The following is a 21,795-nucleotide window of genomic DNA, read 5'->3' as shown; positions in this document are numbered from 1 at the left end:
TGCCGCTCTCTTTTAAATGTTCTTAACGTTCCAGAAGAGAATTCATGATCGTAACAATTCTTTGTTTGCTCACCGGTTCAGCATGTCCTACTACACACGTATCAAAATCAAATCCTTCAATCGCTGTAAGTAAAGAACGCAATTTATCTTTATCCAAGCGGCAATCATTATAATAATCCACTCCAACTGCATCGCCAATAAATAAGACTCGCTCTTCAGGCACAAATATGCAGACGGAATCATCACTATGCGGAGAGGCTACATGATGTAATTGTGCCGTAATACCTCCTAGATCGATTTCCATAGTTCCGTTGAAAGAGATGTCAGAAGTCACCACTTGTATCTCCGATAACGAAGGGTACTCATTCCGAATGCAAGCATCCGCAAATTCAATCTCAACCCCTGCCGCTAGTCTCTTTTTCATTTCAGTATCTGTCCATTCCCACTTAGCTTGTTCTGCTAGTTTATCATTCGTTTTTTCGTGGGCAATGGTAATCCCCTCCACCGCATGCATCCCAAAAGTATGATCCCAATGCCAATGCGTAATCGCAACGATTTCCGGGTTTCTTAATCCTTCCTTACGTACAGCTTCATTAAACAATGCAGCATGGTATTTAGAATTGCCCGAGTCCACCATTAAAGAACGCTTTTGCCCATTAATATAACCGAGAACCGGCCTATCGGACTCTTTGCTGAACATTGTATAAAAAACACGATCCGTTAGTCGCCTTAACTCCATATGATAAATCCTCCTAATTATATACGTATTTATTATTACTTTTCCTTTAAAAGTAACTTTTTCTGTATTGATTCCGTTTATATCTACGGATTGAATAACTCAAACGCCGGGGTGAACTATGAAAATATTAGACGGTCTCTAGCTTCCCATAAGGAGGGGTTAGAGAACCAAATGAGCAGAAGTGTAAAAAAGTCGCCGGTATTTAAAGACCAACAGCACCTAAGCACCGGCTGGACCAAAAGGCAGGCCGGCAAAGCGGTACGCCGCTTCAAAGGCGACGTTCAAAACGGGAAATGGTACCGGAAATTGTACTGCCCCTGGAATATTTGCGACTATCGCTTTTACAAAACAAAGCAGCAGGCGGTACATGAATGGAAAACATCCCAGTGGCTGAGAGAACAATTATTGACTCACGCGGAAGTTATAAACGATTGGGAAAAGTTCTATAGAAGAAAATAAGCGCAGGCGTCGGCTAGGGAAGCCCGGCGTTTGCGCTTTTCATCCAAAGTTCACGGATATCCGGATTGCAATCATACCGGATTTCATCCCGCAAAGAGGCGGGCAGAATGTGATTGGCCATCATAATTTCCACAGCTCGCCGTCTGCAAGGGGAGCAGAGCCCTTTGTGGTACAGTTCGATCATAATCTTTTGGCACGATGCTGTAGGATGTTTTTCAAAAATGTTGACCATATCCAACTCCATGTTATGAAACGAGTGCTTGTTATGCTTCTTAAAAGCAACGTGTTCCAATAGAGGCAGATCATTTTCCTCATAATTAAAAGTGAATAGTTCCAGTGCCTCTACCTCTGTCTCCCGTTGACAGATCAGTTGGACTGCTAGCCGATGGATACGCTCGTCCTTCAAATTGCAAAGTGCATGAATGGCCGCTGAACGCAGACGTTTATTTTGGGATTGTGCCAGCTCTATAATTTTTTGCGGATCAAGCGGAAAAGACGGTTTAACGAATATAGACAAATAAGCTTCCAGCTTTTTCGGATTTTTTTCTTTCAACAAGTCATCGGCAGCTTTGAGCAAGTCCTCCTTAGACGCACGCATGCCCCAAACAATGTAAGGGTACCGGGCTTTTTCACCCGCTTTCATGGAAGATTTAAATTCCTCATAGGAAAGAGCCTTTCGGCCGTTTAACAGAGAGTAATCATCCTCGTCCCGGAGCGCTGATTGATAAAAAGCCTGAACTCTTTCGTCCTTCGTGGATTCTTCCAAGAGAGCCGCTGCCTTTTCCTCGCCTAGAAATTCCTTGGCAGATTCCCAGACGAACGTAACCCCTTCATAGCCGGAAGACAATATCCGCTTGCCGATCTCCTTTGCCACAAACAAAAAACCTCGTGCTCCCTCGGCCTCAATAATCTCTTCCCCGCCTATGAAACAATTCCATTCTTCATCGTAACGGAATCCCCTTTTCATCGCATCTACCGCTGTCGGATTGCCGTGAGAAGCAAAGATTTTCGCTAATCGATACACTTGCAGAAGGTCCCACCCGTTTACTTCCCCTCCCAAAGCATTGAGAATTCGTTCCTGCAAAATAGGGGAGGCCTTGGAGAGCTGAATGACCTCCCATAGATAAGCTTCCCTGCTTCCATCACATTGGGGATCATATGCAGTATTCTGAATACAAGCATCCGCTATAGCATCCAGATGCCGATAAGTAAGCGCGGGGTTCTCCTTTAGATAGAGAATAATGCTTCCTAACCCGCGGGTTAATTCGTAGCGAAACTTTTGAATGTGCATTTATCTCCTCCCGCAACACTTACTTTTATCCTGGAATCACCTACGGGCTACGCTATAACAATTATAATCAGTACAATTGATCAAATGTTAGAGAATGTTTGGTTATAATAGGAGATGGATATCTAACCTGTGACTATTTGCAAAACAATTCAATATCATCTAAAGCCGAATATGCATGCCCTCTAACAAACGTACTTTCATCTCTCAAAGTATTATGGATAAGCGGAATAATTAGTTCCTTATTAACCGTTCCATGTCTCCTCCGACTTCCATATGAAGATAGAAAATACCCTCTCACATGCAGAGAGGGCAGTCTTATATTAACTTCTCAATCGTATTTTCCGTTCCAAACTAAGAGTGAACATCCCCACATGCACCGTATGCGGGAACATGTACGGGTTGGTTGGAATCTGTGTTAGTTGGTTAAAACCCTTGATATATAAGGGTTTTAACCAACTCTTATTGTCCATTTTGTTTGAGTTTTATTGGTTGTTGACGATGTTCGTCAACAAGTTGTCAACAAGTTCTAGTCATCTTACGAAAAGGGGTTAATGCTGATCTCATCGCTGCCAGTGTGGTATGCGCAATATCCTGTAATGTACCGAAGTGTCCGAAAGCCTGCTGTAGTGCGGGTTTTCGGAGTTCGGCCTGTTTTACTGTTACCTTCAATTTCCCATTATAATCTAGGGTTCATGATCTTGAAGTAATCACAAGGCACAGTCAGCGCTAATACATTGAGTCCCTTACTGAGTCACGGCTACTTCTTTTAGCAATTCTAATGCACATTCCTCACTTTGATCATTTGTCCCCAGTTCACCACGGAAAGCGCGTGAAAGAATTGCTTTTTTCATTAGGTCGATTTTATCAATCAAATCAAGAAGCTCTTTGGTTCTATTCTCCTTTTCGAATAAGCTATCTATGATACGTACAATTTCCTTCTGTTCATCAAAAGATGGTATAAATACAACCAATGATTTAATATTTTGTAATGAAAGTTTACCAAGAGTTGCCGATGCAATTTTGCTTTTTATTTGATCCTGGATGATATTTGAACTCATACATAATCCTAGATAGTCCGAGTCACACTTTAAATTTGTAATCTTAGCGGCATTTTCCGTTAAATTCGCTTTATCCATAATTTCAGGAATTACCCCAACATCTCCAATACATGCACCAACAATTGTAATATAAACGTCTCCAGTTGTTACAGTATAATTCTTAATTAACTTCTGTACCTCTGGCGTCACATACTGTATCTTATCTACTAAAACTGTTCCATTCTTTAAATCTCCAGCTTTTATATAAGGGAACCCAGTATCTTCATTTGTTAAGCTTGCACCCTTAGGTAGTCTTTTGCCGCCTTTAACATCCCCTAAGGAGTCAATGGGCTTTTCCTCCCAACTATCCATTCCCACACTGTGCTCTTCCCGCCACTTCGCAGTGAGCTCCCCTGTAAAAGCTTTGTGTAGGATAGCGGCTTTACGTGTTTCAAATCTATCTAAAGCATTTTGTGCCAATTCCTTTGCCTGATCAAGCTTAGCAAACAAGCTTTCAATTCGGTTAACAATACGTTGCTGCTCGGCAAGAGGTGGAAGTGGATAACTCATTGTTTGTAGCTTAGATGCATTAACCCCAGGTTGTGCAATTCCTTGAGCTAACTCAGTAATCTGACCCCAATAGAGATTTGACTGCATAAAGTAATATAAATAATTATAGTTAAGCAGATTATTCAACTTAACCCTGATTAAATAGGATGCAAAAACTGAATCCACATGTTCAGATATCAAATAGCTCTTGCCCGTAGTTGCCCCTGTCCTAGCGACCACAATATCATTCGGATCTAGCTTAAATCTGGAGTATTCAACTTGTGAAATCTCGCAAAATGGGACGTTACGCCAATCTACTCCTCCGTCTTGTATATCAGTTATCCGCAAGAGCTTTGGACCAATTTCATCGGTTGAAGATTTTGCTGTGTAACCGTATTGAACCTCTTTACAAACGCTTCCCAGCCTTGTCCAAATCCAGTTCATCGGTAATTCGTACGGTTGCTCTTCATCAGGTACCACTGCTTGATCCATCCATTGCTCTACCGATAAACTCTGCTTCTTCCCCCTTGCCATTAGCGACTAACCTCCAATGACTTCAGTTCCTTCACAACGCTCATAATCAAGTCAATGGCTTCTTCAAGCTGTGCTACGACTTCTTCACCGCTTTCAATCGGGTCAGGGAGGTCATCATAGTCCAAAACGCTATCATCGCGAATAAGACCTAGATCAAGACTGTTGTTCTTCTCACGGATTTGTTCACGAGTGAATACGTTCCAACGCTCATCCTGTACCTTGTGACGATCTTCCACAGTGTAAGCCGAAACAAATGCATCAAAGTGCTCTGCCTTGAGTGGGTTTGTTTTGCCGAACGATGGCATGTTGGTGCGCAAATCATAGATCCATACTTCTTTCGTATTGTCCTTATCAGACTTGCCGCGCGTAAAGAAAAGCACATTTGTCTTAACGCCCTGTGCGTAGAAGATTCCAGTAGGCAGACGCAAGATTGTATGCAAGTTACATTTGTCCATCAAGTCATTACGAATGGAGGCACCGTCTCCATCTGCAAACAATACGTTATCTGGAAGAATAACGGCTGCACGCGCTTCATTATTTGATTTCAAGCTTCGGTATATATGCTGTAAGAAGTTCAATTGTTTATTCGATGTCGGATAAGTGAAATCATCACGTGTCGCTCGTTCGCCGCCTTTTTTCGTACCGAATGGTGGATTCGTGAGTACGACATCAAAGTCCTTCATTGTCTTACCTTGATTAGACAACGTATCGCCCAGCTTAATCGACCCTTCAATATCATGCAGCATTGCATTCATCAAAGCCAAACGATGGGTTTCATGTACAAGCTCAGAGCCAGAAAAAGCCTGTTTACGCTGGAATTCCTGCAATTCAGGCGATAGCGCAAACAGATCATCTGTCTGATCCTTTACATATCGATCAGCAGCGATCATAAAGCCGAATGTACCGCAAGCAGGGTCATTGCAACGCTCGCCTGGCTTCGGGTCAGCAAGCCTTGTCATTACGTCGATCAATACGCGTGGAGTGAAGTACTGGCCTGCACCAGACTTCTTCTCATTTGCATTTTTCTCAAGCAAGCCCTCGTAAAGGTTACCTAGCCCTTCTTCTTTGGCCGAATACCAATCGAGTGCGTCTATCGAAGTAATGAGTTTCTCAAGGTTCTTGGGCTCATCGATGTTAGATGATGCTCCTGCATAAATTTCACGCACTCGCCCTGTGGTATCCTCACCTAAATGGTTGAGCAGCTCCTTATAGAACTTCTTAAGATCGATGCCCTTTGGCTTAAGCAGCATATCCCAACGGTACTGCTCTGGGATTTCTTTTTCGGTTTCGGTTTCTTTTGCCATCTTCAAGAACAAGATATAGGTAAGCTCCGTTACATACTGATGATACGTAATGCCATCATCTCGGAGGACGTTACATAGGTTCCATAGTTTGGATACGATCTCTTGGTTGTTCACGCTGATTGTCCCCTATCTTCAAATAAATACTGATTAATGTCTGTAATAATAATGTCGAGCTTATCACGAAAGACCTTATTAATGCGATTGTAGCCGCCTTGATTTTTAAAAGCTCCCGTATTAAATAGATCACGATCCAAAATCGGTTCGTGCAACAATACCGTTTCAATTCGTCCTAGCCAATCAAGCTCCATCTTAGTAAAGGAATGCTTCTCCTTCAGCTTAGTAATCGCATGTTTCGTGCGTTCAGCTCGGCTGACGAGTACAGATCCAAGCGCTTCCTTCCGAATAAAGCTAATGATATCCGCTGTAATGTCCTCATTAGACAGTTGCTTCCATGCGGTATTCAGCTGTTGTTCCGTAAATCCTTCACGATCCAGCTCCAATCGCAAGCTCTTCAAGCTTTCTCGCGTAAGATCACTAGGCTTTGTACAAACCACTTGGAGAGCGGCGATTTTGTTCATGTTGTTCGTAATGAATGCTTTGAACTCATCCAAATAGTCTTTCGGTTTCAAGCCTTTGCCATAACCTCGTTCATGAGAGACGAGCTCATCTTCTTTATCCGAAATCACCACGGCTCTTGGCTTCCCTCTGCCGCCTTCATTCATGATATCAAAGACTTTCCGATGTTCAAGTACATAGGATTTTGCTTCTTCTGCCGGCATATGTTTGACTTTCTCGATAAACTGGTCTGGCGTGTCACCTTGTGCAATGTCTCGGAAATGGGCCATGTTATCTTTAGTCATGTTCCGTTTCTTGCGCTGGAGCTTCGCCACAATGAGATCAATTTGATTTTGCAGTTGCTTCTCGGTCGACAACTCTTCTAATCCATCCAACAAATCATCAAATGATGTAGAAGGCTGAACAACCACTTGTTTCATCGTATTAACATCCTCAAGGGATTCGTATACACCAACCGGATCATAGATTTCAAAATGCGTCTTGCCGATCTCAGGGCTTAGGCGTGTTGCACGACCCATCATTTGTTCAAAGAGGATACGTGACTTGACTCTACGCATAAAGACAAGAGTTGTAATCTTAGGTACATCGATGCCTGTCGTAAGAAGATCAACCGTAACGACGATATTGGGATAACGTTCATTTTTGAATCGTTTGATTGCTTCCTGAACTTTCTTGGGGTTGCCGCCGCCGATGCTGCCTGTGATCTTCATGACTGCCTCGTTGTCTATACCGTATGGCTCGTAAATCTCTTTAAGCAGCTTCACAATGACATCAGCATGGCTATCATCAACGGCAAAGATCAGTGTTTTCGCATCGCCTTCGGGATTGATGTCCTGAGCGATCTCCGCTAATACCGTGCGATTGAAGTTCTCCGTGATGACCTGGCGGTTAAACTTCTCCACATCAAATTTTAACTCATCATCCAGCTCGCCACTATTTGTAATTTCTCCCGTTACAGGATCGTAAATCGGGACAACTTCGCCTTTCTGATAGGTAATTCCTTCTTTGCTCAGCTTGGTGACAATCGTATGCGGTGCATCATGATCGACAAGGTAGCCTTCGACCACTGCTCGACGATAAGTGTAATTGAACACAGGCTGGCCAAATATTTGCGTTGTTTGAATAGCTGGCGTAGCCGTCAAGCCAATTTTAACCGCATTAAAGTAGTCGATGACCGCACTATACTTGCTCATATAGTCTTCCTGATTACGATATAACAGCTCGTCGTCACTCATGTCCTTGTCTAAGATATAGCCGCGGTGCGCTTCATCTACAATAATAAGGTCATAGTCGGAAACAGCAGGAATGGTTTCACCCTCATTGTAGAGTACACGCTTGACCAAGCTTTGTACCGTGGCGACATGCACCTTGGTCTCTCTATCAATGTCTTTATCGCTGAGCTCCTTGATGTTGTAGATGTTATCTAGTGTCATGAGCTCTTCGATTTTGACTTCATTGAACACATCCTGCGCCTGTTCCCCAAGCGAGGTGCGGTCAACAAGGAACAAAATGCGCTGGAAACGGCCAGATTTCAAGAAACGATACAACATACCCAGAATCGTTCGCGTCTTACCTGTTCCCGTGGCCATCGATAGTAGTACTGTGTCCTGTCCATTGATAATAGCTTGTTCTGCTGCCTCAATGGCTTCAATCTGATATTCGCGAAGGTTGAGGCCATCTGGGTCACGCAACAAATCATATGGCGTTGCACCCAAGGCTTGATCGGCTTTATCCGTATCTTTGTTAAACAACTCCATAATACCATCGGGACTCATCCAGCCTTGAAGGGCTCTAGAAATATTCGATTGTTTGCGTACATCGAGGAACCAGATCCCCGATTTCGTCTCAAGCTGCTTCAAGTACTTCCGACCGTTCGTTGCAAACACAAATGGTACCTTATACTGACTCCAATTACCTACCTGATAAGCGGCATGTTCTTCACTAACGGATTGTGCATATTCCTTGCACTGATTATCGATTACGGATGGAATATCGGTGTACTGACGTTTCGCTTCAATAATGCCGACCATTTGAAGCCCAACAAACAAAGCGTAATCGGCATAACCAGATTTACCGCTGGAATTGCGTGTCGGCCATTCTGCAATCGCAAGGTTACAACCTTTTTGTGGTCGAGTGCCTTTCGAATATCGTAATTGAACCGTATCTGCTTCCCATCCAACCTTGCGTAGCTGCTCGTCGATAATATACCTCGTCTGCGCTTCGGACAGTTGAAGTTGCTGGGCTGCGCGACTTCCTCTTGAGGTACGTTCCTCAATCGTCATCGTTTGGGCTACTTTAGCTTGTTCAGCAAGCTTCGTCAGCTCTTCAATCCTAGCTTCTTTCTCACGAAGGATCGCTTCGTAATCAACCTTAGCTTGAGACTTTTCAAGTGGTAACACAAAACGTTCGGGACTATACTGCCAGTCTCCATAAGTTTGCATAAACCAAATGCTCAGCTCATGGGTCATGCCCATTAGAACTTTACATTGTTCAAGTGAATCATAGTTCGCATGAACAGCTTTATTCCGAGCCATACGCAAGCTGTATAAGATATCATCAATTTCGCGTGGTAGCAGTCCTTGATTCTTCAGCAGCTTGATCCGGTTGGCATGAGTGTTATCGTAGCTTGGAGGTTGAATACCATCGAACTGCATCATGAGGTTGACGATTGTTTCGCCCAATAATCCTAATTTGATCAAGCATGAATTAGGGTCCGAATAAAGATATTCTTCAGCGGTTGCGCCTATTTGAGCAAGTATAGGAAAGTTGCTGTCTAAAAATATAAAATTAGACTCCATTTTTCTCCTCCTCATGGACTGACAAGCTACATTTATCTCTCTCCGAATATAACCAGAATATGTCTTAAGCACTATGCCTATTTCGCTATAAAGACGACAAGTTCCTTCATTTAAGAATGGCCTATTACGTAAGTAAACAAAAGAGCACCGAGTTGGTGCCCAGATTATAAGTCGATACTGTTCTAGATATAGCTTTTGGGTGCAACCGCCGCGATCTCCTTTCTTAGTTATACTGACTCATATACTCTCTCCATCTTCTCAAGGACGAAATAAATCCCATTCTTCGGCATCTGAGCTTGATGTTCGATCAAATAAACAATAGTGGAGTAAATAAAGCTTATTTTGGAAATGGTTTTCGTCTGCCTGGAAACCTTCTCTCTCATTCTTTTTCCAACTTAATTTGATCGGGGATTCGGACGCTTCCTGCTTCGTGGCTTGCCAAATGTAAGCATGGAGGTTGGGTGGCTTTCGCTTGCTCATAATCTACTAAAGAAAGCGGTTGTGGATCGAAATAGAGAAATGGCGGCACAGGGATCTCCCTAACGCCGCCATTTCTTCATTTTTTACCGTGATTTGATCTAGGTGATATGTCAGTAGTGTGTGCAGACATCCTTTTGAGACAGCCCTTTCAAGATGGAGGCGAGGGGAGTCGAACCCCTTCCAGGCCAATTACAATCACGATTTATGAATTTGTCATCCCGAATACGAGCTACTTATTTCGTCAACAATCAGTCAACTCTATTATTTTAAAGCCTCTGTTTCACACTTTCATCCATCTGTACTACTCTCCAAACCCGCTCCACCACTGCATTCTCAGCCCTCTGTACCATTTTTCACCAACAAAGCTACCGATTCTACGTGTACTGTATGCGGGAACATATCCACCGACTGAACGCAGACGGTGCGGTACCCGCCGTCCTCGAGTACGCGCAAATCGCGTGCGAGGGTCGAGGCGTTGCACGACACGTAGACGACCCGCTCCGGACGGAGCTGGAGGATCGTGTCGAGCAGCCGCTCGTCGCAGCCCTTGCGGGGCGGATCGACGACGATGACGTCGGGACGGACGCCCGCGCGCTGCCACTCGGGGAGGACGTCTTCCGCTCCTCCCACGGCAAACTCCGCGTTGCAGATGCCGTTCAGCTCCGCGTTGCGCTTCGCGTCTTCAATCGCCTCCGGCACGATCTCGACGCCATACACCTTCTTGGCATGCTTGGCCAAGAAGAGCGAAATGGTGCCGATGCCACAGTACGCATCGACCACGGTTTCGCCGCCGGTCAGCCCGGCATATTCGAGCGCTTTACCGTAAAGCGCCTCGGTTTGTACCGGGTTGACCTGGAAGAACGAGCGGGCCGAGATGGCAAACTTGACGTCGCCGATGTAATCGTAGATGACTTCCCGGCCCCAGAGAACGCGCGTCGTCGCTCCGAAGATGACGTTGGTCCGTCCGGTGTTGACGTTCTGGCAGATGCTTGCCACGCCCGGTATCGCGGCGCGAATCTGCTCGATCCATTCCTCCGCATGCGGAATCTCTTTGCCGTTTGTAACGAGCACGACCATGATCTCGCCCGTGCGGAAGCCGACTTTTACGACGACATGCCGAAGCAGTCCTTCGTGTGTTTCTTCCCGGTAAGCGCGAATGCCTAGCACGCGGCCGATTTCTTTGACCTTGGCGATGACTTCGTCGTTATTCGCATGCTGGATCAGACAGCTTTCCATGTCGATAATCCGGTGACTGCCCTGCGCGTAAAAACCGCCGACGAGCCCGCCCTGCTCCTCTCCAAAAGGAACCTGAGCTTTGTTCCGGTATCTCCACGGATCACTCATGCCGATGGTCGGGTACACGACGATGCCGTCCGCCTCTGAAGCACGCTCTCTCTCTTGCTTCAGCGGGTCTGCCGATTCGCCGCGGCGCAGGTTTGTGCTTTTTATACCGGCTCTTAAGCCAGCGGCATCTCCAACTACATTTCCTGCCTCGGCATCCGCTTCTTTAGCCACCTTAAGCTTCCCTATCCGCTCAAGGTTGTCCACGACGAGCTGGCGCTTCACCTTTAGTTGAGCCGCATAGTCCAAATGCTGGAGCTGGCAGCCGCCGCACTTGTCATAGATCGGGCATGGCGCGCCGATACGATCCGGACTCGATTCCAGCACTTCAAGCAGTTTGGCGTAGCCGTACTGCTTTTTGAGCTTGAGCACCTTGAGACGCACCCGTTCACCCGGCAAAGCACCTGGGACAAAGAGGGTAAAGCCTTCGACGCGGCCCACGCCTTCTCCGTCATGCCCGATGCCGATGATCTCGGCGGTATACTCGCCGTTCTTCTCCACGGGCAAACCGGCCAACACAGCGGAGCGTTTACTCCCGGCTTGAGGCGCGGATGTCCGCTCGGTCCGGGCTTTGCCGTCCCTGTTTTGCCCCCGCGAAGCCTCACCCTGCCGCTTACCAGCCGGCGTCCCGCCGCGGCTTTGCCCCGACGATGCCCCGCCCTGCGTCTTCCCCGCGGACGCGCCGCCCCGCCGTTTATTTTTACTCATAATACCTAGCTCCCTAATCTGCGTTGATGTTTATATGTCGATAGACCGGATTCGTCTACAATGATCTCGATATGCGACTGCAGGTTGGTGAAAACCGCCGGCAATGTGCCGCCGAGTTCGCCGTCCAGGTTGATCTGCACGTAGTCCGGGGACGAAATTTCGAGCTTGCTCGTCTGAAAATAAACAACGTTCGGATCGTTGGTGTGCTCGCCTTTGAGCGCCATGGTGGCGATTTTGATGAACTCCGGCAGGTTGCACTTCTTGAGCACGATGACGTCGAAAAGCCCGTCGTTCAGGCTCGCGTCAACGGCCAACTTTTCAAAGCCCCCGACGGAATTGCTATTGGTAATGAGGAACAGCATAACGTCCTCGTTGATTTCCATTTCATCGGACTTCAGATGCATGTGAATCGGCCGCAGGCGCGGCAGCATTTCGAGTCCTTTTACATAGTAGGCAAGCTGCCCGATCATGGTTTTGAGCTTGCTGGGCACTTCGTACGTCAGCTCCGTCATGGAGCCCCCGCCCGCAATATTGATAAAATACTTCTGGTTCACTTTACCGACATCGATCGGTCTCGTATACCCGCGGACAATGAGATCCACGGCGTCTTCCCAGTCGCGCGGAATGTTCAAAGCCCTTGCAAAATCGTTCGTCGTTCCGAGCGGCAAAATGCCCACCGGAGGCCGGTTCGGCTTCTCGCCCATCCCGTTTACCACTTCGTACAGCGTCCCGTCTCCGCCCGCCGCAATGATAAGGTCGAACCCGCGGTCCACGGCCTGTGAGGCCGCCAACATCGCGTCTCCCTCGCCGATCGTCGCATGGGTGGACGTTTCATAACCGCCCCGCTCCAGACGCTGCAGCACTTCCGGCAGGCGCTTGCGCATTTCTTCCCTACCCGAAGTCGGGTTATAGATCAATCTAGCACGTTTGGCCATTTCTCTTTATCACCTTTTTTGCTCATAATGGTCCCGGTTAAAAAAAGAGGCAACCTGCCGCTCCAGCCACTCGCTGACCTTAGGACTCGGCAGTATAGATTGCCCGTTATATCGGTAGTCAAACCCTTCCAGCCTGGAAGGGATCACTTCTCTCGTAAAATAGCCCTCACTTAAAAAAAGCGGCGCAATGATGACCGCATGCCCGGGCTTCCGCTCCTGCCACCATTCCAGTTTCCGCTTCGTCTGATCCGGCAGCAGCATCGCCACGTCCGTCGTTCCGAACCCGCCGGTTTTTTTCAAAGCCTGGGCGATCCGCTCCAGACTTCCGCGCCACGCCAGATGAAACAACTGCTCGACGCTGCCGTGTCCCACAAGCAGCACGATCTCCCGCTCCGGGTCCTTCGACAGGCTGCGGATTTTCTCATACACCATCTCCGCCAGCAGCTCGGCGTCCTCATCCATAGGCGGCGTCATATGCACGATCGCCTTGATTTCGAACGGTTCCAGGTCCGTCGGCAGAAGCGGCTCGGGCTTCAGGCCCAGCGCGTACGCGATCTCGTCAAGATGCGTGCTTCCTTTAGATACAAAAAGCGGGATGACGATCAGATCGGTCACACCACGATTTTCTAACCAGGTAATCCCGTCTTGAATCAGCCGTCCGTCCACAAGCTCCAGGAAGGAACCGAACACAGGAACACCGTCCGGGACGCGCATCCCAGCTACGGCTTCATCCACCAGCTGCACCCATTCCCGGCTCCGCGAGCCGTGGCTGATCACCAAAATCCCATACGTACGCATGGCTTTCACTCCGCTTCCGTTCCGTTCATCCTGCTTTCATGCTATCTAAACTGGCCCCTTATGTCAATAAACAGGAAAAATCCCCATTTACGGGTGTAAAGAGGGGGATTTTAGGTCATTCGCGGTCTGCTGTTGTAAGGAACGATCGTTCCAAGCATACGAATACTACCATTAAAAAGGAGAGTCCTTCCGGAGCAGCCCGCTGCATGGGGACCTTTCAATCCTGCGGCTTCCGATTGACGTCACCTGGGCGACGGCCGAACATCTGTTGTTGTCGGTATCGTCTCGAATGAACGTTTTCGTTCCAAAAATTGTTTCACATGAGCGATCACTTGTACACTACCAGTAGACAATCCCTAAAACTGCTGTCCTTATGCCAGACAGCCGTACCGGTTCGGTGCCGTTTCACAGGACCCATTTTACGCATAAAATTTCCCAGTTGATAATACGCCGACTGGAGAGCGAAAAACAGGCATCGCCCATCTCTGCCGCTCTAGCGGTTCAGACGATCCAGCGTCAGCACGTAGCCGTCATTTCCGTAGTTCAGGCAGCGTTTTACTCGCGAAATCGTCGCCGTACTCGCGCCCGTCTCGGCTTCGATCTGATTGTACGTGCAGCCTTTGCGCAGCATCCGCGCCACTTCCAGACGCTGGGACAGCGACTGGATCTCGTTCACCGTACAAAGATCGTCAAAAAATGTATAGCATTCCTCCAGGCTGTTCAATGTAAGAATCGCCTCGAAAAGCTGGTCAATCGCTTTATCATTTAGTTTTTTCAACTGCATATCTTCAACCCCTAGATTCCATTTCATCTTGTATTTCTGGACAATTCGGTAAAACAATAATTTCTATTTCGACAGGTTTATTATAATCTCCTTCCTTTACAATTGCAAAACAGTAAAATTTTTAAGCGTTACCGCTCTAAATCGCAACCTTCTCCTGGTAGTGTACATTGGGGCCGTTCCGGTTCCCTTGACATTTTCCACATACCCGTGATATCCGTCCAGTCCAAACGTTTGCCCATCACATAGGATGTAGCAGTAAATCCTTTGCAAAGGATCGTGAATTCAAGTGAGCTATCGTTATCCGAAACACGGCCGACAGCCGGAGGTGCAAACCAGAAGCTTGTTCTCGCCGGGTCAGGCAGGAGGGCAGGGAGGAGTTCCTTTCCAGGGCGGCGGATTTCCCGGTGGGGGTTTTTCTGACGGCGGGTTCCCAGGCGGCGGCTTTTCAGGCGGCGGCTTCCCCGGAGGAGGCTTTTCAGGTGGCGGGTTCCCCGGAGGCGGAGGCTCCCCTCAGGGCGGCCCGGGATTTTCCGAATTCGGCCAGAATCTGCCCGTACCCGTTAATTCCGCCGCACCGGCCGCTGCAGCCGGGAGTTCAGGAGGAGGAGCCGGCGGCCTTTTAGGCGGCATGAACATCAATCAGATCAAAGGCTTCATTGACCGCATGGGCGGAATTGAAGGCGTCATCGGGACCATGGGCAAAGTGCAGAAATTCGTCGGCTCCGTCCAGAAGTTTGCTCCCATGCTCAAGTTGATGTTCAGCAGCTTTGGAGCCAAGGCCGCCACCAAGCGCGCTAATACCGTACCCGCCGCCAAACGCAAAAAGAAAAGAAAATCCACGCAGACCAAGCGCAAAGGCAAAACAACCAAGCGCCGTAAACGGTCCTAGCGCAGATAGGCGGATAAGACCGGGTCCCCAGCGGGACCCGGTTTTTTATGCCGGGCCATTAACATAATGGTGAGACGCGACTGCTTGAAACCGTTCACAGTTGGCAGTTTGGCGGATGAAAGTTTACCATTGTCAGACAACCGGCCTGCCTTCGCACAGACACACGCTCTGCAAACATCGTTTCCTTTAAAGCCGCAGCACAACGTTTCTTCCACAATCATGAACTATATCGGTTCCCGTACAAAAAATATATAGAATTCTCCTCCATTTACATAAAATAAATAGGAAAATGTTTGAATACTATCCGAGCTGAACCGTCTCCTATTTCCTCTTTCAAAAATTATCGAGCACCGCATACGGCTTTCGCAAGGTACGGCGCTGTATGGCTGCGAGGCAAGCCGCAGCGCCTCTTTTAGCGTTCCGGCGGGCCGAGGCCCTCAACCAAGGCCGCCTTCATCTCCGCCTCCCCCGCTCCCCTGTGATATACTTGACGTATACTCACTAGGACGGGCGGGTGATCCCTATGAAGGCTCCACTGCGCGGCCCGGAAGCCATCTCCGGGCCTGTGGTCTTGTTCGACGGCGTCTGCAACCTGTGCAATGCCGCCGTCCGGTTCACCGTGCGCCGCGACCCGGCCGGACGAGTCCGGTTCGCGGCGCTGCAGTCGGAAGCCGGGCAGCGGCTGCTTGCCCGGCACGGCCTGCCTGCGGCCTCCTTCGATTCCTTCGTGCTCATCGAAGGAGGCCGCGTCTACACGCAGTCGTCCGCCGGACTGCGTGTGCTGCGCCGGCTGCGGTACCCGTGGCCGCTGCTGTACGGCTTCGTAGCGGTGCCGAAGCCGATCCGCGATGCGGTGTACCGCTGGATCGCGCGCAACCGCTACCGCTGGTTCGGGCAGCGGGACGCGTGCATGGTACCCACGCCGGAGCTGCGCCGGCGGTTTCTGGACTAACCGCCCCACTCCCCACAAAAACAAATAACCGGCATCTCATCGTGAGACGCCGGTTATTTTCTTTTACAGCCTTATTGGAAAGTAACTTCCATTTGGTTTTGTTCATGCGTTTGCAGCTGAGCTTCCGAAGATTTTTGAGTGGACTGGGCTTGGAAGCCCGTCAGCGTGCGCGCTGTAGCTTCCCCCTTCGGATGTCCGTTTACGAATTCACCTTCGAACAAAAGGTTTCCGTTGGCATCGTACAGACGTCCGTAGCCTTCAGCACAGTTTTGGCGGAATCCGCCCTCATAGATGACGGTTCCCTTCTCGTTGTATTCCGTTCCGAAGCCGTCACGCTTGCCGTCTTTGTACATGCCGACATATTTCCAGCCGTCCGTCCAGTAGAAAACTCCGGCACATTTAATTTGACCTTTGGAGAAAAAGCCTTCGAACTTGCTTCCGTCAGCCCAGTCGATTTTGCCGACGCCATCGAACTCGTCTTTATCGAAGAAACCGACATACTTGTTATAACCCGTTACGCTGCCCGGCGGTTCGCCGCAAGGTTCCCACGCCCAGTAGTAGGTGCCGTATCCCTGCTTCAGACCCGCTTTCCACATACCGTCGTACTCCAGATGCTTATCGGCGTAATACGATTTGCCTTGTCCGTGGAATTTGTTATCTTTCCAGTTTCCGTCGTAGCGGAGCACACCGTTCGAGTCGTAATACTTTCCTTTGCCCTCAAACTTGCTGTTCACCATATATCCGTCATAGAACACTTTGCCGTTCGGGTAAAAGATCTTGATGTAACCGGTATAGCCTTGGTTACCTTGGGTCAGCGCTTTTGGAGCTTGTGCGGAACTCGTCAGCGTACCCGTGTAAAGGGTCTCCAGCACGCTCGTTTGAAGCGTATCGTTTAATGAAATAAGTCCTTTTTCCCCGTCCACCTTCAGCTTGCGTCCTGTCAGGTCCGCGAAGGCTTGCAGGTTAAGCTTGTTCCCGCCTTGAATAACAGTGGCCCCTGCTTTTACACTTTCCCCATTCACTACAAAAGAGCTTGAGCCGGACACCAGCTCGATTTTGGAACCGTCTTTGGACACGGTCCAGCCTGTACCGTACACGCTTTGCTGCACAGTGTAGCCGAGACTGCCAAGAACCGGTGCCAAGTCTACATAAGCCGTATCACCGGATATTTGCGGTTCTGTCGACAGTCCGATTGCCTTGTCGTTGACTTGTAACTGCGTTCCAGAGGCTGCGGAAGCCGCAAGCGGAAGCAGGAACAAAGCCAGCATCATAGTCAATCCGTAAACTAACTTTTTCATTTCTCACCCTCCCAGATACAAATCTTTTCTGTTCTACTTTACGATACATAATGTAACTTGTAAATAGGTTATTTGAATAATTGATACAAAATGTTTCTAAAGTAGATTAGCACCCCTGCTTGGGTCTATCCGCCTTGTGAATATCCTTGCCGTTTAAGGCCATACTAAGCCGAATAGCTCTGCTCTTCCGTCTTTGAAAACCATGATCCTAGCATTTTCCGTGATCAAAATACCGGGCGGTTATGTTCTTTTATTTATATAATAAGAAACAATTTTTCAAAGTATTTCGGTATATTGGAGGGTTTCGGATATGGGCACTATTGGGACATTTATACGCGGGCACTGGATTTCGATCCTGATGATTTTCGGCTGCTTGTTCGCTGTTTACCTTGTATATGGCAAAAGAAACGAGCTTCAGCTCTACTGGCTAAACAAAAGGGATGCGAGAAAGCGCAAATCGTAAATTATGCACTCTCTGCTCACGACATGGAACACACTAACTTAGCCGCTGGCCAAAACCACAAAAAAAACGCACGGAACTCCCTGGAAAGGAAGCCACGTGCGTTTATTCGGTTAATCCTTAACTCCAAAGCAAACTTCCTATTAAGTAGAAGCAACCGCACCGAGAGCAGCCCCCCAGCGTGAGGTGCTGCGTCGCATGACGGTGAGCAGCTCCCGGCGTGCGGTGCGGCGTCGCATGACAGCGAGCACCTACAAGGCCCCTGCCCGCAACAGCCGCAGCGGATACCATCATCCGCCTGCCATTACTTCATCGCGTTCAGTGCCTTCAGAGCGATATCCGTCCGGTTCTGCTTCCCTTCGAAGGTGATGCGGTCCGCGGCGGCGTACGCCTTCTCGCGCGCATCGGCAATGTCACGGCCCAGCGCCGTGACGCCAAGCACACGGCCGCCGCTGGTGACCAGACGGCCGTCTTCAAGCGCCGTACCCGCATGGAACACGAGGGCTCCGCCTGCGGCGTCCAGGCCCTCGATGGGCAGCCCCTTCGGGTACGAGCCGGGGTAGCCGCCGGATGCGAGAATGACGCACACGGCCGCTTCTTCGCTCCACTCGATGGCAAGGTCCGCCAGGCGGCCTTCGAGTGTCGCCAGAATAATCTCCAGCAGGTCGGTTTTCAGCCGGGGCAGAATGACCTGCGTCTCCGGATCGCCGAAGCGGGCGTTGAACTCGATCGTCTTCGGTCCGTCCGCGGTGATCATCAGTCCCGCGTAGAGCACGCCGCGGAACGGGCGCCCTTCCTTCACCATCGCTTCGGCCGCCGGCTTCACGATGGTGTCCAGCGCCTGCTGCACGATCTCCTGCGGGATGTGCGGCACCGGCGAATACGTGCCCATGCCGCCGGTGTTGGGTCCCTTGTCCCCGTCGAAAACCGGCTTATGGTCCTGAGAAGGCACCATCGGCTTCACGACATTGCCGTCAACGAACGCCAGCAGGGACATTTCTTGTCCTTGCAGGAATTCTTCGATGACGACGCGGTTGCCGGAAGCGCCGAACTGCTTCTCGACCATAATTTCCTTCAACGCTTTCTCCGCTTCCTCCAGCGTCGACGCCACGATGACGCCTTTGCCCGCGGCCAGCCCGTCCGCTTTGATGACGATCGGCGCTCCAAGCTTGCGCAGGTAGGCAAGCGCAGCTTCGTAGTCCTCGAACGCTTCATAAGCGGCCGTAGGAATCTCGTATTTTTTCAGCAGATGCTTCATAAATACTTTGCTTCCTTCGATTTCCGCCGCCGCCCGGTTCGGTCCGTATGCGCGGATGCCGTGCTCTTCCAGGTAATCCACGATGCCTTCGTAGAGCGGATCGTCCGGTCCCACGACGACCAGATCGATGGCGTTCTGACGGACGAATTCCGCGATCTCGGCAAACTGGAACTCCGTAATCGGCACACATTCCGCCAGTTCCGCAATGCCTCCGTTGCCCGGTGCGCAGAACAGAGCCGTCACCTTCGGGCTTTTGCGAAGCGACCAGACGATCGCATGCTCCCGGCCTCCGCGGCCGATAACCAATATGCGCATAGTGTCCCGCCTCCCGCTTCTAGTGTTTGAAATGACGAACGCCGGTCATCACCATAGCGATGCCTTTATCGTTTGCCACTTTAATCGATTCTTCGTCTTTGATCGAACCGCCCGGCTGAATGACGGCTGTAATTCCCGCAGCCGCGGCAATTTCCAGCGTATCGCCCATCGGGAAGAACGCGTCGGACGCGAGTACCGCACCCTTGGCTTTGTCGCCGGCCTGCTCAATGGCAATCTTGGCGGCGCCTACACGGTTCATCTGGCCCGCGCCGATTCCGATCGTCATGTCCTCGGTTACCAGCACGATCGCGTTGGATTTCACGTGTTTGACGACTTTCCAGGCTAGCAGCAGCTGCTTCAGTTCGGCTTCCGTCGGCTCGCGGTCGGTAGCCGTCTTAAGATCGCCTTCCGAGATCGCGTGAACATCGCTCTCTTGTACGAGCATGCCGCCTTCTACGGAAGTGACCACGTGCAGCGCCTTGCGCTCTCCTTCGGTAAAGTTGCCCAGCTTCAGCAAACGGATGTTTTTCTTCTTCTGGAGAATTTCCAATGCTTCTGCCGTAAAGTCAGGCGCGATGACGATTTCCAGGAAAATTTCGTGCAGCAGCTGCGCCGTTTCTCCGTCGATCGGACGGTTGGCCGCGATAATTCCGCCGAAAATGGACGTAGGATCGGCCGCGTATGCTTTCTCGTACGCTTCCTTCACCGACGTGCCGATTCCGACGCCGCAAGGGTTCATATGTTTCACGGCGACGACGGCAGGCTCCGTAAATTCTTTTACGATTTGCAGGGCTGCGTTCGCATCGTTGATGTTGTTGTAAGAAAGCTCTTTGCCGTGAATCTGCTCCGCTGTCGCGATGCTTCCTTCACCGGCAAGCGGTTTGCGGTAGAACGCCGCTTTCTGATGGGGATTTTCCCCGTAGCGCAGGTCCTGGACCTTCTCATACGTAACCGTATAGCGTTCCGGGAACTCTTCGCCCACTTGTCCGGACAAATATTCGGAGATCAGGGAATCGTAAGCCGCCGTGTGACGGAAAACTTTCGCCGCCAGGCGTTTGCGCGTTTCGAGTGTCGTATCGGCAGTTTCACGGACTTCGGCAAGCACCGTATCATAATCGGCCGCATCGACCACAACCGAGACGAAAGCATGGTTCTTCGCTGCCGAGCGCAGCATAGTCGGTCCGCCGATGTCGATGTTTTCCACCGCATCCGCGTACTCCACATCCGGCTTCGCGATCGTTTCTGCAAATGGATACAGGTTAACGATCACGAGGTCGATATACCCCAGACCCAGCTCTTCCATCACTTTGCGGTGCTCCGCATCGTCACGGATGGCCAGAAGGCCGCTGTGTACGGCGGGATGCAGCGTTTTTACGCGCCCGTCGAGAATTTCTGGAAATCCCGTCACGTCGGAAATTCCGATGACCGGTACTCCCTCTTTTTCCAGAAGGGTCTTCGTTCCCCCCGTCGAAATAAGCTCGACGCCCAGCTTTGCCAGCTCCGACGCGAATTCCACAATGCCCGTTTTGTCCGATACGCTGATTAACGCTCTTTTGATTGCCACGATTTCTCCTCCTATGGGTTGGAAAGTCTAGTTTGAACCTTTGTATACTGAACGCGATTAAATCTCGCCTTGCACAAAAAGCTTGCTCTATTGCTCCGCTGCCTCGGCGGTCTCCGGTTCCGAAATACGCACAAGCCGGCCTTCCAGCGTCACGCGTCCTTCCGCGATCCAGCCGATAGCAAGAGGAAGCAGCTCATGTTCCGCCGCATGCACGCGCCCGGTCAAGCTGTCCACCGTATCGTCTTCCCGGATTTCGAGGGCACGCTGGGCGATAATCGGTCCCGAATCGAGCCCGCCGTCGACGTAATGCACCGTAACGCCGGTCACTTTAACGCCGTATTCCAGCGCCTGGTCGATCCCTTTGATTCCCGGAAAAGCCGGAAGCAAAGACGGATGCACATTAATCATCCGGCCGTAAAACGACGCCACCAGCACCTGCGTCAAAATACGCATGTAACCCGCGAGCACGATCAGATCAATTTCCTTCTCCCGCAGAAGCTGCAGGATTTCGGTCTCGTAAGCTTCCCGGCTGTCGTACGCTTTGGGAGAAAAAGCGAAAACAGGCACGTCCGCCTGTTTTGCCCGTTCCACCACTTTCGACTGCGGCCGGTCGCTGACGAGCAGCGCGAGCTCCGCTTCAAGCCTGCCGCTGCGCACGGCGTCCGCGACCGCTTGAAAATTCGACCCGCTTCCCGAAGCAAACACGGCGATCCGCAGTTTCCCCAT

General features: G+C 50.0%; 18 protein-coding genes. 5 read left to right on the top strand and 13 right to left on the bottom strand.

From position 1 onward, the window contains the following. Positions 1–22: 22 nt before the first annotated feature. Entirely contained in the window at positions 23–739 is a 717-nt protein-coding gene (locus AC2TF6_RS04585; RefSeq protein WP_491310091.1) for an MBL fold metallo-hydrolase, read from the bottom strand. Between the two features lie 171 nt (positions 740–910). On the opposite strand from AC2TF6_RS04585, the gene AC2TF6_RS04580 reads away from it, so the two are divergent. Further along, positions 911–1,198 (top strand): hypothetical protein, encoded by a 288-nt coding sequence (locus tag AC2TF6_RS04580; RefSeq protein ID WP_491310090.1) that lies wholly within the window; start codon positions 911–913, stop codon positions 1,196–1,198. A gap of 13 nt (positions 1,199–1,211) precedes the next feature. Here the strand turns inward: AC2TF6_RS04580 and AC2TF6_RS04575 are convergent, their stop codons facing one another. The 8 genes from AC2TF6_RS04575 to AC2TF6_RS04540 form a co-directional block, all read right to left on the bottom strand. Further along, positions 1,212–2,489 (bottom strand): hypothetical protein, encoded by a 1,278-nt coding sequence (locus AC2TF6_RS04575; protein ID WP_491310089.1) that lies wholly within the window; start codon positions 2,487–2,489, stop codon positions 1,212–1,214. Between the two features lie 743 nt (positions 2,490–3,232). Then, the gene (locus AC2TF6_RS04570; RefSeq protein WP_491310088.1) at positions 3,233–4,609 is read right to left on the bottom strand and encodes a restriction endonuclease subunit S; all 1,377 of its coding nucleotides are present in this window, start codon (positions 4,607–4,609) and stop codon (positions 3,233–3,235) included. Further along, positions 4,609–6,027 (bottom strand): class I SAM-dependent DNA methyltransferase, encoded by a 1,419-nt coding sequence (locus AC2TF6_RS04565; RefSeq protein WP_491310087.1) that lies wholly within the window; start codon positions 6,025–6,027, stop codon positions 4,609–4,611. The genes AC2TF6_RS04570 and AC2TF6_RS04565 overlap by 1 nt, the downstream gene beginning before the upstream one ends. Continuing rightward, positions 6,024–9,287: a type I restriction-modification system endonuclease gene (gene hsdR / locus AC2TF6_RS04560; RefSeq protein ID WP_491310086.1), complete on the bottom strand. Its 3,264-nt coding sequence runs from the start codon at positions 9,285–9,287 to the stop codon at positions 6,024–6,026. The genes AC2TF6_RS04565 and hsdR overlap by 4 nt, the downstream gene beginning before the upstream one ends. A gap of 813 nt (positions 9,288–10,100) precedes the next feature. Continuing rightward, on the bottom strand, positions 10,101–11,816 hold the full coding sequence (gene rlmD / locus AC2TF6_RS04555) for a 23S rRNA (uracil(1939)-C(5))-methyltransferase RlmD (protein ID WP_491310085.1): 1,716 nt from the start codon (positions 11,814–11,816) through the stop codon (positions 10,101–10,103). 5 nt (positions 11,817–11,821) lie between these two features. After that, positions 11,822–12,751, bottom strand: a complete 930-nt coding sequence (locus AC2TF6_RS04550; protein ID WP_491310084.1) for a diacylglycerol kinase — start codon at positions 12,749–12,751, stop codon at positions 11,822–11,824. 9 nt (positions 12,752–12,760) lie between these two features. Then, the gene (locus tag AC2TF6_RS04545) at positions 12,761–13,549 is read right to left on the bottom strand and encodes a sirohydrochlorin chelatase (protein ID WP_491310083.1); all 789 of its coding nucleotides are present in this window, start codon (positions 13,547–13,549) and stop codon (positions 12,761–12,763) included. 493 nt (positions 13,550–14,042) lie between these two features. Beyond that, positions 14,043–14,333: a YerC/YecD family TrpR-related protein gene (locus AC2TF6_RS04540; RefSeq protein ID WP_009675256.1), complete on the bottom strand. Its 291-nt coding sequence runs from the start codon at positions 14,331–14,333 to the stop codon at positions 14,043–14,045. Positions 14,334–14,737: 404 nt separating this feature from the next. Between AC2TF6_RS04540 and AC2TF6_RS04535 the strand changes: the two genes are divergently transcribed. The 3 genes from AC2TF6_RS04535 to AC2TF6_RS04525 all read left to right on the top strand — a co-directional run bounded on the left by AC2TF6_RS04535 (position 14,738) and on the right by AC2TF6_RS04525 (position 16,174). Beyond that, a complete protein-coding gene (locus AC2TF6_RS04535) occupies positions 14,738–14,956 on the top strand; it encodes a hypothetical protein (protein WP_491310082.1) in 219 nt (72 codons plus the stop codon). A 5-nt stretch (positions 14,957–14,961) separates the two neighbouring features. Continuing rightward, entirely contained in the window at positions 14,962–15,222 is a 261-nt protein-coding gene (locus AC2TF6_RS04530) for a hypothetical protein (protein WP_491310081.1), read from the top strand. A 523-nt stretch (positions 15,223–15,745) separates the two neighbouring features. Then, positions 15,746–16,174: a thiol-disulfide oxidoreductase DCC family protein gene (locus AC2TF6_RS04525; protein WP_491310080.1), complete on the top strand. Its 429-nt coding sequence runs from the start codon at positions 15,746–15,748 to the stop codon at positions 16,172–16,174. Positions 16,175–16,245: 71 nt separating this feature from the next. Here AC2TF6_RS04525 and AC2TF6_RS04520 read toward each other — a convergent pair whose 3' ends face one another. Further along, positions 16,246–17,472: a stalk domain-containing protein gene (locus tag AC2TF6_RS04520; protein ID WP_491310079.1), complete on the bottom strand. Its 1,227-nt coding sequence runs from the start codon at positions 17,470–17,472 to the stop codon at positions 16,246–16,248. A 310-nt stretch (positions 17,473–17,782) separates the two neighbouring features. Between AC2TF6_RS04520 and AC2TF6_RS04515 the strand changes: the two genes are divergently transcribed. Next, a complete protein-coding gene (locus AC2TF6_RS04515; RefSeq protein ID WP_491310078.1) occupies positions 17,783–17,935 on the top strand; it encodes a hypothetical protein in 153 nt (50 codons plus the stop codon). A gap of 301 nt (positions 17,936–18,236) precedes the next feature. Here AC2TF6_RS04515 and purD read toward each other — a convergent pair whose 3' ends face one another. The 3 genes from purD to purN all read right to left on the bottom strand — a co-directional run bounded on the left by purD (position 18,237) and on the right by purN (position 21,795). Then, positions 18,237–19,505 carry a phosphoribosylamine--glycine ligase gene (gene purD, locus AC2TF6_RS04510; RefSeq protein ID WP_491310077.1) on the bottom strand — a complete coding sequence of 423 codons (1,269 nt, stop codon included), beginning with the start codon at positions 19,503–19,505 and terminating at the stop codon, positions 18,237–18,239. A gap of 19 nt (positions 19,506–19,524) precedes the next feature. Beyond that, positions 19,525–21,069: a bifunctional phosphoribosylaminoimidazolecarboxamide formyltransferase/IMP cyclohydrolase gene (gene purH, locus AC2TF6_RS04505; protein ID WP_491310076.1), complete on the bottom strand. Its 1,545-nt coding sequence runs from the start codon at positions 21,067–21,069 to the stop codon at positions 19,525–19,527. 87 nt (positions 21,070–21,156) lie between these two features. Then, on the bottom strand, positions 21,157–21,795 hold the full coding sequence (purN, locus tag AC2TF6_RS04500) for a phosphoribosylglycinamide formyltransferase (protein WP_491310075.1): 639 nt from the start codon (positions 21,793–21,795) through the stop codon (positions 21,157–21,159).

This window comes from Paenibacillus sp. JNUCC 35 (assembly GCF_058269095.1).
Note: the sequence above shows the minus strand (reverse complement) of the source record. Positions and strands in the feature narration are given on the sequence as shown.